General features: G+C 40.0%; 12 protein-coding genes. 11 read left to right on the forward strand and 1 reads right to left on the reverse strand.

Going from position 1 to position 15,686, the window contains the following annotated elements; all coding sequences use genetic code 11:
- Nucleotides 1-163: 163 nt before the first annotated feature.
- The gene (locus CS937_RS15405; RefSeq protein WP_099159361.1) at nt 164-2,209 is read right to left on the reverse strand and encodes a transglycosylase domain-containing protein; all 2,046 of its coding nucleotides are present in this window, start codon (nt 2,207-2,209) and stop codon (nt 164-166) included.
- A 426-nt stretch (nt 2,210-2,635) separates the two neighbouring features.
- On the opposite strand from CS937_RS15405, the gene speE reads away from it, so the two are divergent.
- From speE to CS937_RS15460, 11 genes are all read left to right on the forward strand, one after another.
- A complete protein-coding gene (gene speE / locus CS937_RS15410) occupies nt 2,636-3,463 on the forward strand; it encodes a polyamine aminopropyltransferase (protein ID WP_099159362.1) in 828 nt (275 codons plus the stop codon).
- A 20-nt stretch (nt 3,464-3,483) separates the two neighbouring features.
- Nucleotides 3,484-4,356, forward strand: coding sequence for an agmatinase (gene speB, locus CS937_RS15415; RefSeq protein WP_099159363.1), 873 nt, complete (start codon nt 3,484-3,486; stop codon nt 4,354-4,356).
- A gap of 137 nt (nt 4,357-4,493) precedes the next feature.
- Complete coding sequence (locus CS937_RS15420; protein WP_099159364.1) at nt 4,494-4,934, forward strand: YwiB family protein; 441 nt, start codon at nt 4,494-4,496, stop codon at nt 4,932-4,934.
- Nucleotides 4,931-6,601 (forward strand): arginine--tRNA ligase, encoded by a 1,671-nt coding sequence (gene argS, locus CS937_RS15425; RefSeq protein WP_099159365.1) that lies wholly within the window; start codon nt 4,931-4,933, stop codon nt 6,599-6,601. Before CS937_RS15420 ends, argS begins: the two co-directional genes overlap by 4 nt.
- A 192-nt stretch (nt 6,602-6,793) precedes the next feature.
- The gene (locus CS937_RS15430) at nt 6,794-8,896 is read left to right on the forward strand and encodes a heterodisulfide reductase-related iron-sulfur binding cluster (protein ID WP_099159366.1); all 2,103 of its coding nucleotides are present in this window, start codon (nt 6,794-6,796) and stop codon (nt 8,894-8,896) included.
- A 138-nt stretch (nt 8,897-9,034) separates the two neighbouring features.
- Nucleotides 9,035-10,222, forward strand: a complete 1,188-nt coding sequence (locus tag CS937_RS15435) for an acetyl-CoA C-acetyltransferase (RefSeq protein ID WP_099159367.1) — start codon at nt 9,035-9,037, stop codon at nt 10,220-10,222.
- A 611-nt stretch (nt 10,223-10,833) separates the two neighbouring features.
- Nucleotides 10,834-11,688, forward strand: a complete 855-nt coding sequence (locus CS937_RS15440; RefSeq protein WP_099159368.1) for a 3-hydroxybutyryl-CoA dehydrogenase — start codon at nt 10,834-10,836, stop codon at nt 11,686-11,688.
- Nucleotides 11,689-11,721: 33 nt separating this feature from the next.
- A complete protein-coding gene (locus CS937_RS15445; protein ID WP_099159369.1) occupies nt 11,722-12,864 on the forward strand; it encodes an acyl-CoA dehydrogenase in 1,143 nt (380 codons plus the stop codon).
- 14 nt (nt 12,865-12,878) lie between these two features.
- The gene (locus CS937_RS15450) at nt 12,879-14,018 is read left to right on the forward strand and encodes an acyl-CoA dehydrogenase (protein WP_099159370.1); all 1,140 of its coding nucleotides are present in this window, start codon (nt 12,879-12,881) and stop codon (nt 14,016-14,018) included.
- 106 nt (nt 14,019-14,124) lie between these two features.
- The gene (gene meaB / locus CS937_RS15455) at nt 14,125-15,060 is read left to right on the forward strand and encodes a methylmalonyl Co-A mutase-associated GTPase MeaB (RefSeq protein ID WP_099159371.1); all 936 of its coding nucleotides are present in this window, start codon (nt 14,125-14,127) and stop codon (nt 15,058-15,060) included.
- Nucleotides 15,061-15,675 (forward strand): TetR/AcrR family transcriptional regulator, encoded by a 615-nt coding sequence (locus tag CS937_RS15460; RefSeq protein WP_099159372.1) that lies wholly within the window; start codon nt 15,061-15,063, stop codon nt 15,673-15,675. It begins immediately after the preceding gene.
- Nucleotides 15,676-15,686: the final 11 nt, after the last annotated feature.

Here is a 15,686-nt window from a genome sequence, read left to right on the forward strand (position 1 = left end):
ACAATTTGTGAACGAATCATGAATAACCACGTAAATTCTTGTACTTTGTCATAGAAATTTGTAAAATATGTATACATGGGCTTTTCTCATGTATTACTAGGACAAAAAAGAAGCTGACTTAAGGGGAGGACCCGGGTCAGCTTCTTTTTATTCCATTACTTAGCTAGAAAAACACATCAAAAAACTTCTTAATCACTCCATCTTTTTCTTCAGAATTATGCTTTTCTTCTTCTTTACCAGGGAAGTGTACGTCACAGTATTCTTTAGGTTCCGTACCTTTTTTAAAATACATGACACGGCTAGTTTCACAATAAGGTGTTGCGCGTTTACCTGATTTAGGGTCTATTTTCACACTTACTATATCAGATGGCGCTTCAAATTTTGTCTTAGGTAACCCCTCGTGGGCTGCTTCCATAAACGCTGCCCATGTTTTTTTTGCATACGATTCTTCTGCAACCTTAACTATCGATCGGTTGTCATCATAACCAGCCCAAACACCTGTTACAAGTTTAGGACTAAAGCCAATCATCCAGCTGTCTGAGTTGGTTGTTCCAGATTTTCCTGCATACGTACGTGTAAGCTCATCAGCTATCGGTGCACCGGTAACAGACATATAACCATCTAACGCATGATCGAACATCCCGGTCATTAATTGCGACAGAATATATAGAGCTTTTGGATCCAGCAATTGTTTTCCTTCTTTGTCGTCTCTTTCAAATACAACTTTCCCATTACGATCAACAATCTTGTCTACCGTATGTCCTTCAATTTTATGACCGCCGTTCGCAATCATGCCATATCCAGTTACCATATCTTCAATCGATACTGTAGCAGTTCCTAACGCAAGGGACGGTACTGCGGGTAGGTTACTGTCAATTCCAAAGTCTTTAGCAGTTTCAACTAATTTCTCAGTTCCCAAAAAGAGGTTCGTTTTTACTGCATAAACGTTGTCAGATAATGCCAATGCTTGCGCGAGCGTAATTGGTTCATAAGCGTAATAACCGTTATAATTGCTAGGCTGATAAACCTTCCCTTCTTCTAATTCAAAAGCAGTCGGTTTACTCATTAGCATTGTTGTAGGTGTATAGCCATTTTTTAATGCAGCATAGTAAAGGAACGGTTTGAACGCAGACCCAGGCATTCGTTTGGCCTGCATCGCACGGTTAAATTGACTTGATTCATAATCACGTCCGCCGACTAATGCTTGAATGTCGCCAGAAGTGGGTTCAACAGCCATTGCACCTACTTCGATTTTACTTTCGTCTTGAAAGACATCATTAATTTTTGCTTCCAATTTCTGTTGGAGTCCAAGGTTAAGTGTTGTATAAATTTGATAGCCGCCTGATCGAACCAATTCTTTATCAATGTCCAATATACCTGCCGCTTCCTTCAAAACAGCATCTTGAAAGTACGGCGCAACCATTTCAGCCCGCTGTTCCTCTGATTCAGCAAAAGCCAGTTTTTCTCTTGTAGCTAAAAAATATTCTTCCTTATCGATTACATCCTTCTCTAACATTATCCCAAGTATCCGTTTTTGTCGGTTCTTTGCATTTTCCATATTATTGTATGGAGAATAATATGTCGGACCTTTAGGGATTGCTGCTAACATAGCTGATTCAGCAATTGTCAGTTCACTTGCGGATTTATTAAAAAAATACCTGCTAGCCGCTTCGATTCCATAGGCTCCATGCCCATAATAAATCGTATTCAAATAGCCCTCTAAAATTTTATCCTTTGAATAGAACATTTCTAATCGGACAGTATAAAATGCCTCTTGCAGTTTCCTTGCCCAAGTTTTCTCAAAGGATAAATATAAATTCCGTGCGTACTGCTGTGTGAGTGTACTTGCACCTTCTTTTAATGACATGGTTTTAATATCTGTTAAAACGGCACTAGCGATTCGAGGTATATCAAATCCGTTATGATCACGGAAATGCTGATCTTCTATTAGTAAAGTGGCTTGAATAAGGTCTGGTGATATATCTTCTAAGTCAACCCAATAGCGACTTTGATTTCCGCTTTCTTCGCCAATTACAGCACCACTGTTACTATAATAGATGGTATTTTGTTCAGTAGTCAGCTTAGGTGGTCCGAGGAGAAAGCTAACTAAATAAACACAAGCTATAAAACTTATAGCAAGCACTAGTGTTCCAATAGCAGCTATCATCACAAATCGACTCTTTTTTCGTTTGAAAAAATTCCATTTCATAATTGTATCTCCAATTTTCGTGTGCATTACTCACATTATGGGAAAAGATATAAAGAATTAAACTTAAATTACAGAAAAGTGCTTGCTTTTTTGACATTTTTCTCTATAATTTTCTTGTTTAATATGTTTTTAAATACAGACTCTTTTCGTAAATTTTGTTGCTTTTTTAATCGTAGTTTTAGGTAAAATGCGATGTAAATTGAAATGACGGCTTGGCTGCCGTTCCGGAAATTCACTACGCTTTCCACGGACTCGTGTTGAGCCTTCTTGGAAGAAACCCACTTCCTGCGGGCAAAAGAGTGTTACAGAATGCGAAGTTTACAGAGCACTTACGTCGCAGTTTGAATCTTTTGTGTAAAACAAAATCAACAATCTTTTAGAAAATAGCCTAATTATTATATTTACACATAGAAGGAGATGTTTTTCTTGGGTATTTGGTTTACCGAAAAACAAACAGCAAGCTTTGGAATTACAGCAAAAATCAAACAAACTCTAGCAGCTGTTAAGACGGATTATCAGGAATTACAAATGATTGAGACTGAAGAATGGGGCAACATGCTCGTTTTGGATGATATGGTCATGACAACTGAGAAAGACGAATTTGTCTATCATGAGATGGTCGCACACGTTCCTTTGTTTACCCATCCGAATCCTAAAAATGTTTTAGTTGTAGGTGGTGGAGACGGTGGTGTTATTCGTGAAGTATTGAAGCATAAATCCGTACAAAAGGCTACATTAGTTGATATTGATGGAGATGTCATTGCATATTCGAAAAAATATCTGCCAACAATTGCAGGGACTCTTGATGACGAGCGAGTTGAGGTGAAAGTAGGAGATGGCTTTATGTACATCGCTGAAAGTGATCGTGAATTTGACGTAATACTAGTTGATTCCACAGAACCAGTTGGTCCAGCAGTCAATCTTTTTACACAAGGTTTTTACGCTGGAATAGCTAAGGCACTGAAGGATGATGGGATTTTTGTTGCACAAACAGATAATCCATGGTTTAAAGCTGATTTAATCCATCAGGTGTATAAAGATGTTAAAGAAATTTTCTCTGTTACGAAGTTGTACACAGCGAACATTCCAACATACCCCAGCGGCTTATGGACGTTTACAATGGGAAGTAAAATACACAATCCGTTAAAGGTTAAAGAAGAACGCTTTACAGAAATCGTGACGAAGTATTATACACCAGAGCTTCATTTTGCCTCGTTTGCGTTGCCGCGGTTTGTAAAAGATTTAACAGAATGAAGTTTTAAAGGAGGATTTTCATGCGATTTGACGAAGCTTATTCAGGCAAAGTCTTTATCATGTCACAGAACGATTTTGAAAAAGCAAAAGCAGTCATTTATGGTATGCCGATGGACTGGACGGTTAGCTTCCGTCCGGGATCACGGTTTGGCCCAGGACGTATTCGTGAAGCATCAATTGGCTTGGAAGAATACAGCCCATATATGGATAAGCATTTGGAGGAAATTGCATATTTTGATGCAGGTGATATTCCTTTACCATTTGGGAATGCCGAGCGAAGTATTGCAATGATAGAGGAATATATTAAGAAACTTGTTACAGCTGGAAAATTTCCGCTTGGACTTGGCGGGGAGCATCTTGTTACATGGCCGGTCATTCGTGCAATGCATGAAAAATATTCTGATATGGCACTAATTCATATTGATGCACATGCTGATTTGCGAGAGGAATATGAGGGTGAGGTACTATCTCATTCCACACCAGTAAGGAAGATTTGTGAGTTAATTGGTCCTGATAATGTATACTCTTTTGGAATTCGGTCAGGCATGCGTGAGGAATTTCATTATGCAAAAGAAAGTGGTATGCACATGAGCAAGTTTCACGTTGCTGAACCATTGCGTAAAATTTTACCCTCATTAAGTGGGAGAAAAGTATATGTCACTATCGATATCGATGTGCTAGATCCAGCATTTGCACCAGGTACTGGAACTGCAGAAGCAGGTGGAATTACATCAAGTGAACTGCTGGAAGCAATTCAATTAATTGCCGATTCCGAGATTGAAGTTGTTGGCGCTGATCTAGTAGAAGTTGCACCAGCATACGATCATTCCGAACAAACAGCAATTGCAGCAAGCAAATTTGTGAGAGAAATATTGTTAGGCTGGGTGAAATAGCGTGAAAACGCCCCTTGTAGGGGGCGTTTTCATCCCCACAGCCAAAACATCATCCCCTAACCTTTATATTGAAATTCACCCCTGTTTATCGCTATAATAAGAAAATATACGATTTATCATGAAGCAGGAGCGATTAAATGGATTTACAACAGACCCCAGTTGCAATTGAACTGCATATGTCAATAAGAGACGATGGGCAAATAGAACGAACAACAACGAACGCAACTGGAACTATTTATAAAAAGAACAACTTTGATGTTTTAACCTTCAATGAACAGCTTGAAGATAATGTAATAATTAAGAACTTATATACAATCCAAGCTGAAAAAGTAAGTGTAAAACGATCAGGTGCTATATCTATGCACCAGCAATTTCATCAAAACCAGATAACGGAAAATGTTTATAAGCATCCACATGGTAATTTTCACATGGAAACATTTACGGACCAAATAAATTATGAGGCGTTTGACCAAACAAACTCAGGAAAATTATCTATAACATATACAGTGAAATTAAATGGGCAAGCAGAGCGTGAACATGAACTTATCTTGTCAATTAAAGAGGAGAATCCACAATGAATATATTGGCACAAACTGAAGAAGCGCTGAAACAGGAAATTGCAGCAGCTGTAATGAAATCGAATTTAGCAAACGAAGAAGAATTACCAGACATTATATTGGAAAAGCCAAAGGATAAGGCACATGGTGATTTTGCTTCAAATATTGCGATGCAGCTTGCGCGAATTGCTAAAAAGGCACCACGAAAAATTGCCGAAGAGATTGTAAATGCGCTAGACCAATCAAAAGCATCGATTGAAAAAGTGGAAATTGCTGGACCAGGTTTCATTAACTTTTTCACGAAAAATGATTTTCTTGGTCAACTGATTCCAACTATTATCGATGCTGGTGAGGCATATGGTAAAACGAATGCTGGTCAAGGGGAGAAAATTCAAGTTGAATTTGTATCCGTTAACCCAACAGGTGATTTACACTTAGGCCATGCACGTGGAGCGGCGTTTGGTGATGTTCTTTGTAATGTTTTAGATAGAGCAGGATACAATGTGGAACGGGAATATTATATTAATGATGCAGGGAACCAAATTGACAACCTGGCATTGTCTGTCGAGGCACGTTACCTACAAGCTTTAGATAAGGAAGCTGAAATGCCTGAAGATGGCTATCACGGTCCCGACATTATTGAGATTGGTAAGACACTTGCTGAAGAATACGGGGATAAATGGGCAAATGCTGATGAAAAAGAACGTTTGTTGTTTTTTAAAGAATATGGTTTAGAATATGAACTTGGTAAAATTAAAACAGATTTAGCTGATTTCGGTGTTGATTTTGATAACTGGTTTTCTGAACGTTCGTTATATGCTGATGATAAAGTTAGCAATGCTTTAAAATCACTAGAAAAAGGCGGTTATATCTATGAAAAAGACGGAGCTACATGGTTTCGTTCGACCGATTTTGGCGATGATAAAGACCGCGTATTAATCAAGCAAGATGGAAGCTACACCTATTTAACACCGGATATTGCTTATCACCAAAATAAGCTTGAACGTGGATTTGACAAAATAATCAACGTTTGGGGAGCAGATCATCATGGCTACATTCCCAGAATGCATGCTGCGATTCAAGCGCTAGGGTATTCTAAAGACAAGTTTGACGTAAAAATCATTCAAATGGTTAATTTGTTTGAAAATGGTGAGAAGCTAAGAATGAGTAAACGAACAGGTAAAGCTGTTGCCTTGCGCGAGTTAATGGATGAAGTTGGTATTGATGCAGTTCGATACTTCTTTGTTACACGTTCGAACGATTCCCAGCTCGACTTTGATTTGAACCTTGCCCGCTCACAATCGAACGATAACCCTGTTTATTACGTGCAATATGCTCATGCAAGGATTTGTACAATGTTGAAGCAAGCCGAGGAAAAAGGGTTTTCAAAGGAAGAAAATTATGATGCGAGTCTTTTGACTGCTGAAAAAGAAGTAGATTTGCTTAAGAAAATGGGCGAATTCCCACAAACGATTGCTGATGCAGCTGAAAAACATACGCCACATAAAGTGACGCAATATGTATTTGATTTAGCATCGTTGTTACACAGCTTTTATAACGCCGAAAAAGTATTAGATCAGGAAAACCCAGACCTTACGAAAGCGCGCATTGCATTAATGAAAGCAGTTCGCATCACGATTGCTAACGGTCTGCTACTAATTGGGGTAACCGCACCTGAAAAAATGTAATAATATCTCCTCATCTGCTCCTAGGTGAGGAGATTTTTTGGTTTTAAAATGATAATTACTAAATAGAAAAAAATGTGTTGACTGAATGATCATTCACATTTAAAGTAATAGTATAGTGTTTTGCGATTTAATTTTCTGGAAAATGAAATCGCTGCCATTTTTCAGTATAATAGACAAAAGGGGGAGCGAATAATGAAGACGTTTATACTCATTAATACGTTGCTGTTTATCGCTATCGTCATCTATGGATTATATTTATTCGCTAGAGTTATAGCAACGAGAGTAGCATACATCAACCTTGGAAAAAAGTCTGAGTTTGATGGGGAAATCAAAGCACGTTTAAAGAAAATTGGCACGATAGTTTTTGGACAATCAAAACTATTGAAGGATAAAAAGTCCGGAATTATGCACGTCATGATGTTTTATGGCTTTATACTTGTTCAATTTGGTGCAATTGATATGTTTATTAAGGGCTTAGCACCCGGCAAGCATTTGCCGCTTGGACCGCTGTATCCCGGCTTTACATTCTTCCAGGAACTCGTTACATTAATGATTCTAGTGGCAGTAGCTATCGGATTTCATCGTCGCTATGTTGAAAAGCTTGTTCGCCTAAAGCGTGGATTTAAAGCAGGATTGGTACTGATATTTATCGGAACCCTAATGCTTTCTGTGTTAGTAGGCAACGGTATGACGCAAATCTGGCAAGGTCATGATGCGACATGGACGGAACCAGTTGCTAGTTTAATAGCAAGCGTTTTTGGCTGGATGTCACCAACAGCAGCCGCAGTCGTGTTTTTCATCGCTTGGTGGATTCACACAATTACCATTCTTACATTCCTGGTTTATGTCCCACAATCCAAGCACGCACACTTAATTGCAGCGCCAATCAATGTATTTTTGAGTAAAAGTGTACCTGGAAAATTAAAGAAAATAGATTTTGATATTGATGAAGAGGCTGAAAATGAAGAAGAGATTTCTTTTGGTGTTGGTAAAGTGGAAGATTTTGAACAGTATCAAATGATTGATTTCTATGCCTGTGTGGAATGTGGTCGCTGTACAGATGTATGTCCGGCTTCAGGCACTGGTAAGATGCTCTCACCAATGGATTTGATGGTGAAAATTCGTGACCATTTAACAGAAAAAGGTGCTGCTGTTACTGGTAAATCACCATGGGTTCCAACATATGCTTTTACTAACACAAAAGGAAATCAAATGGTTAATCAAGAAGTAGCAGCAGGCATGGAAAATGTCAGCTTAATTGGTGACGTTATTACAGAAGAAGAACTTTCTGCGTGTACAACTTGTCGTAACTGTGAAGATGCATGCCCTGTAATGAATGAGCATGTTGATAAAATTATTGACCTTCGTCGTTACCTTGTTATGACAGAAGGAAAAATGGATCCGGATGCACAACGGGCAGTAATGAACATTGAGCGTCAAGGGAATCCATGGGGCTTATCGAAAAAAGATCGTATCAAATGGCGTGAAATGGATGAATCTGTCTACATTCCAACTGTTAAAGAATTGAAAAAAGAAGATAAAGAATTTGACTATTTATTCTGGGTAAGTTCAATGGGCTCATACGATAGCCGTAGTCAGAAGATCGCTATAGCGTTTGCAAAACTAATGAACAAAGCAGGAGTTAGCTTTGCAATCTTAGGAAATAAAGAAGCGAATTCAGGTGATACTGCTCGTCGTATCGGTAATGAATTTTTATTTCAGGAAATAGCTGAGAAGAACATTAAAGAATTTGAAAAAAATGGTGTGACAAAAATTGTAACAATTGATCCACACGCATACAACATTTTCAAAAATGAATATCCTGACTTTGGCTTTGAGGCAGAGATTTATCACCATACACAAATGTTATTTGATCTCGTTATGGATGGAAGACTAGCACCGAAGCGGGAATTAAACGAACGACTCACGTATCATGATTCCTGTTACCTAGGACGATACAATGGTGTTTATGATCCGCCGAGAGAAATTCTTAATGCAATTCCTGGTCTTGAGCTAGTTGAAATGCAACGCAGTAAAGAAAATGCCATGTGTTGTGGTGCAGGTGGCGGTTTAATGTGGGTAGAAGAAAAAACAGGTAACCGAATCAATGTTGCTCGTACAGAACAAGCAATTGCTGTCGAGCCTACCATGATTTCAAGTGCATGCCCATTCTGTCTAACCATGTTAAGTGATGGAACAAAAGCGAAAGAAGTAGAGGAAGATATTAGTACCATGGACGTTGCAGAAATCTTAGCGCTGTCTGTGTTTGTTGATGAAGAAGCAAAAACAGCGTAAGATTATTAAAAGAGGGGTTAACCGATACCCCTCTCCTTTTAAAAATAATATCTGAGCGAGCGTTCAATCAAAAAAGTAAGCGTTATCAATGGTTGATAGATTAGTAGTACATAAAATATAGAAAGGAATGGTTTAAGCATGAGAAAAACAGTTATCGTATCTGGAGCAAGAACACCTTTTGGAAAATTTGGTGGAGCTTTAAAACCTTTTACAGCGTCTCAATTAGGGGGAAGAGCAATCCGTGCAGCATTAGATCGTGCGGGATTATCAGAATCCGAGATTGATGAAGTAATCATGGGAACTGTTTTACAAGGAGGGCAGGGGCAAATCCCATCCAGACAGGCAGCACGTGAGGCTGGAATTCCGTGGGAAGTTAAAACGGAAACAATTAACAAGGTATGTGCTTCTGGTCTTCGTAGTGTGACATTGGCAGATCAATTGATACGTCTTGGAGAAGAAGAAGTCATTGTAGCTGGTGGAATGGAAAGCATGAGTAATGCACCATACTTCTTACCCGATGCACGCTGGGGAAATAGAATGGGAGATAAAAGTGTTAAGGATATGATGGTACATGATGGACTAACATGCTCATTTCAAGGGGTTCATATGGGTAACTACGGTAATAGCACCGCGGAGGAATATGGGCTAACTAGAGAAGCACAAGATGAATGGTCTTATCGTAGTCATCAACGTGCCGTAAAAGCAATTGAAGACGGAAAATTTGCTGATGAAATTGTATCAGTGGAAGTACCACAACGTAAAGGTGAACCAATTGTTGTCGATACGGATGAAGCACCTAGAAAGGATACTAGTACGGAGAAACTAGCAAAATTACGTCCAGCATTCGATCCAAATGGCACAATTACTGCTGGAAATGCACCTGGAGTTAATGATGGGGCATGTGCATTTGTTGTAATGTCTGACGAAAAGGCAGAACAATTAGGTAAAAAAGCGATGGCAACTGTACTTGGTCATGCTGAGGTTGCAGTTGAAGCGGAGCGCTTTCCGCAAACTCCAGGACTTGTGATTAATAAATTACTAGAAAAAACCGGTTACGCTAAAGATGATATAGATTTATTTGAAATTAACGAAGCATTTGCCGCAGTATCATTGGCAAGTGGAAAAATCGCTGACATCGACCCTGAAAAAGTAAACGTCAACGGTGGAGCAGTTGCACTTGGCCACCCAATCGGCGCAAGTGGAGCACGCATCATTTTGACATTAATTCATGAGCTAAAACGCCGCGGAGGCGGATTAGGTATTGCAGCAATCTGCAGCGGAGGCGGTCAAGGTGACGCAGTATTGATTGAAGTACCGAAAAACTAGTTAAATAGATTGAGCGCGGAATCCTGGTCATTTACCGCGCGAAAATGTGGTTGGATCGCGCAATCCCGTCAGTAACCGCGCAATAACGTGGCCGGATAGCGCAATCCTGGTCAGTGCACGCGCGATAGTACGGCAAGAGCGAGCAAACCGGGCATTACCGCGCGATAATAAGGTTTGAGCGCGCAATCGAGCCAATGATCGCGCAGTAACACGTCCAAAGCGCGCAACCCCGAGCAGCAACCACGCGATAATATGGCCAAGGCGCGCAATCCTGGTCAGTGCACGCGCGATAGTACGGCAAGAGCGAGCAAACCGGGCATTACCGCGCGATAATAAGGTTTGAGCGCGCAATCTAGCCAATGATCGCGCAGTAACACGTCCAAAGCGCGCAAACCCGAGCAGCAACGGCGCAATGCAGCCAAAGAGCGCAATTCTGGTCAATTACCGCGCGAAAATACGGTGGGATCACGCAACCCCGAGCAGTAACCACGTGATAATATGGCCAAAGCGCGCAATCTAGCCAATGATCGCGCAATAACACTGCCAGAACGCGCAACCACAGCTCCTAAGCGCGCAATAACTATGAGATAAATTAAAGGAGGAACTACAACATGGCTATCAAAAAAGTAATGGTAATCGGAGCGGGTCAGATGGGGGCGGGTATTGCTCAAGTCTGTGCACAATCCGGTTTTGATGTATTTTTAAATGATATGAATGAGCAAGCGCTGGAAAAAGGTATGAAAAACATCGAAAAGCTTTTAACACGTTCTGTCGATAAAGAAAAGATTACCGAATCAGATAAATCAGAGGCTTTGAACAGGTTACAACCTTCGACAGAGCTTACAGACGCGGAGTCGTGTGATTTAGTAATTGAAGCAGTTGTCGAAAATATGGAAGTAAAAACAAAAGTATTTAGCGATCTCGACAAAATTGCACCTAAACATGCAATTCTAGCATCTAATACATCATCCTTACCAATTACGGAAATTGCCGCAGTAACAAATCGCCCTGAACAGGTTATCGGTATGCATTTTATGAATCCGGTTCCAGTTATGAAACTTGTCGAAATTATCCGTGGTCTACAAACGAGTGATGAAACTTATCAGGCTATCGAGGAAATGACAAATAACTTGTCGAAAGCACCTGTCGAAGTAAATGATTTTCCTGGATTTGTTGCTAACCGCGTACTAATGCCGATGATCAACGAAGCGATTTATACGGTATACGAAGGTGTGGCAAGTCCTGAAGATGTTGATACAGTTATGAAACTCGGCATGAACCATCCAATGGGTCCATTAACATTAGCAGATTTTATAGGGTTGGATACGTGTCTTTACATTATGGAAGTCCTTTATGAGGGATTTGGCGACAGCAAATACCGTCCATGTCCATTACTTAGAAAATATGTAAAAGCTGGATGGCTTGGTAAAAAATCAGGACGCGGCTTCTATCAGTATGAAAAATAATTACATCATGAGTAACGGAAGGGGGCGCATTCAATGAATATACATTTTTCCGAAGAACAGGAAATGATGCGCAAAATGGTTCGTGACTTTGCCCAAAAGGAAGTCGTACCAGAAATCGAACGAATGGAGCGAGAGGATCGCTTTCCAATAGACGTCATTAAAAAAATGGGCGAACTCGGATTAATGGGGATACCGATTCCAGAAGAATATGGTGGCAGTGGCATGGATTATACATCGTATATTATTGCTATCCATGAACTGGCTAAAGTAAGTGCGACAATCGGTGTCATTTTATCGGTTCATACATCTGTAGGTACAAATCCGATATTATATTTTGGAAACGAAAAGCAAAAGAAGCGCTATCTACCCAAGCTTGCTTCGGGAGAATATATAGGTGCATTTGCAGTAACAGAGCCCGGTGCTGGATCTGACGTCGCAAACCTAAAAACGCGAGCAAAAAAAGATGGCGATAACTATATCCTTAATGGTTCAAAAGTGTTTATTACAAATGGTGGTGCAGCGGATACGTTTATTACGTTTGCACGCACAAGTAATGAAAAAGGATCATCAGGAGTCAGTGCATTTATTATTGAAAAAGATACACCGGGATTTGTTGTTGGAAAGAAAGAGAAGAAGATGGGTCTACATGGATCAAGTACTGTTCAAATAAATTTTGATCAATGTGTTGTATCAAAAGAACAGCTTCTCGGTGAAGAAGGAGAAGGGTTCAAAATTGCCATGTCTAACTTAAACTTTGGACGAATCGGTATCGCTGCTCAAGCGTTAGGTATTGGCGAAGCAGCGCTTGAACATGCGGTAGCCTATGCAAAAGAACGTGAACAATTTGGAAACTCAATCGCACAAAATCAAGGAATTTCTTTTAAATTAGCAGATATTGCAACAGAGGTTGAAGCGGCGAAGCTATTAACCTACAATGCAGCATCATTGGTAGAGCAAGATATTCCATGTAACAAAGAAGCCTCAATGGCAAAAATGTATGCTTCCAAGGCAGCTCGAAAGGCAGCGATTGACGCCGTTCAAGTATATGGTGGTTATGGGTATACGGAAGATTATCCAGTAGAACGATATTTCCGTGACGCAAAGGTAACTGAAATCTATGAAGGAACGAACGAAATTCAACATATCGTAATTGCCAAACATTTATTAAAAGATTAGAGGGGGAAATATAAATGAACTTTCAACTAACAGATGAACAAGAAATGCTGCGTAAAATGGTTCGCGACTTTGCGAAAAAAGATGTTGAACCTACAGCAGCAGAACGAGACGAAGAGGAACGCTTTGACCGTGAAATTTTTAATAAAATGGCTGAGCTTGGTTTAACTGGGATTCCTTGGCCAGAAGAGTACGGTGGTATTGGTGCAGATTATGTGAGTTACGTAATCGCGGTTGAAGAACTCTCCCGCCTATGTGCATCAACCGGCGTTACACTTTCAGCACACATTTCGCTTTGTAGCTGGCCAATTTTCAAATACGGAAATGAATGGCAAAAGAAATCATTTCTTTCTCGTTTAGCAACAGGTGAAGCTTTAGGGGCATATGCATTATCAGAACCTGGTGCAGGAAGTGACGTTGCTTCAATGAGAACTACTGCGAAAAAAGATGGTGACGATTACATTTTAAATGGTAGCAAAGTATGGATTACCAATGGTGGAGTTGCAGATATTTACCTAGTATTTGCTAAAACAGATGCAGATGCAAAACATAATGGAATCACTGCGTTTATTGTTGAGAAAGGCACAGAAGGATTCACATTCGGTAAAAAAGAAAAGAAATTAGGTATTCGCTCATCACCTACTACCGAGTTGATTTTTGAAAACTGCCGTGTACCAAAAGAAAATGTACTAGGTGCTGAAGGGGACGGATTTAAAATTGCGATGACAACACTTGATGGTGGTCGTAATGGGATTGCAGCCCAAGCATTAGGTATCGCACAAGGAGCCCTTGATGCATCAGTTGAGTATGCAAAAGAACGAGAGCAATTCGGTAAACCAATTGCCCATAATCAAGGTATTTCTTTCAAACTAGCTGATATGGCTACAGAAGTTGAAGCGGCACGTCTATTAACCTATCAAGCTGCCTGGTTAGAATCGCAAGGGTTACCATATGGAAAAGCTTCTGCAATGTCAAAACTGTTTGCCGGTGATGCAGCAATGCGCATTACAGTTGAAGCGGTTCAGGTGTTTGGTGGATATGGTTATACAAAAGATTATCCAGTTGAACGTTATATGCGTGATGCAAAAATTACGCAAATATATGAAGGAACAAACGAGATACAGCGTTTAGTTATAGGGCGGATGTTAACGAAGTAAGAGGGTTAGTGAAGAAAGCAGTGCTTAAGTCAATTATGATCGAGTGCGCACCCAACACCCAACCCATGCGACAGTACTGCAATACGTAGTAGAAAGGATGTACCCAATGCACGAACTACTCGAACGGATGCAACAAAACGATATACGCGCATTAGCAAAAGCAATCACGATGGTAGAAAACGAACATCCGGAAAAGCTTGCGTTTCTGCGTGATGCTTTTTCACAAAAAAAGCATGCTCGGTATGTTGGGATTACTGGCTCACCAGGTGCTGGGAAAAGTTCGTTAGTTAATCGACTAATCACGCATATTCGTAATGAAGGAAAAACGGTTGCGGTGATTGCGGTTGACCCAACTAGTCCGTTCAGTGGTGGTGCGCTACTTGGGGACAGGGTGCGAATGAATCAGCATTTCACCGATGATGGTGTCTACATCAGGAGCATGGCGACTCGTGGGAGCCTTGGGGGGCTTGCTCGTGCTACAAAAGACGCTGTTCGTATATGTGATGCTTATGGATTTGATGTCGTTATGGTGGAAACGGTTGGTGTCGGACAATCGGAATTAGATATTATGAAAATTGTTGATACAACAGCACTTGTTTTAACACCAAACAGTGGAGATGTATTGCAAATTTTTAAAGCGGGAATTATGGAAATTGCTGATTTATTCGTTATTAATAAAGCAGATCTCCCGGGGTTCGGCAAATTAAAAGCATTACTTAAGGAATTAATCATGATGACGGCAACAGATGAACACGAAAAGGCAATTGTTAAAACGATTTCTACAGAAAACAAAGGTATCGATAAACTATGGAAACAAATTAAAGATCATCATGATTATTTATACAAAACAAAAGAAGGAACAAAGCGCAGGGTCATGCAACAGGAGCTTGAAGTCTATGAATTGATTCGTGAGGAAATATGGCGAGATGTAACGAAATTTATCAACGGCAATGATGATTTACCGACAATTAATGAAAACAGTGATCCATATAGTCTAGCAATTGACTGGTATGAAAAATGGAAAAAGGAAGGGAGAAGTTAAATGACCCAAAAACAAGTCCTTTCTTCTGTGAAAGATCAAGAACTCATTGAAAAACGACGGCAGCAAATGATTAAGGGTGCCATCACATTATTTAAAGAGAAGGGTTTTCATCGGACAACGACACGTGAGATTGCCAAGGAAGCGGGTTTTAGTATTGGTACACTTTACGAATATATTCGGAAAAAAGAAGACGTGCTTTTTCTTGTGTGTGATGCCATCTATTATCAAGTAAGAGAGCGCCTTGAAGCGGTAATTGATTTAAAGGATCCGTCAATTGATAACGTAGTTAATGTCGTTAAATCGTACTTTCAACTTATGGATGAAATGCAGGAAGAGATTGTTATCATGTACCAGGAAGTAAAATCGTTGGGATCAGACACTAGAGAATATGTTCTGCAAAAGGAACGTGACATGGTAGCTATGCTTGAACGGGTAATCGTAACATGTCTCCCCCATAAAATTACTGAAAAAGATGCGGAGCTTTTAGCTAATAACATATTTATACAAGGACACATGTGGGGATTCAGACGTTGGATACTGCAGAGGCAATTTACATTAGAGGAATATATGGATCGGCAAATTCATTATTTGTTAGAGGGGTTAAGCGTGAAGTAAGTAAATTTTAA

Origin of the sequence: Virgibacillus ndiopensis (assembly GCF_900187325.1) — a bacterium.
Taxonomy (GTDB): Bacteria; Bacillota; Bacilli; order Bacillales; family Amphibacillaceae; genus Virgibacillus_E; species Virgibacillus_E ndiopensis.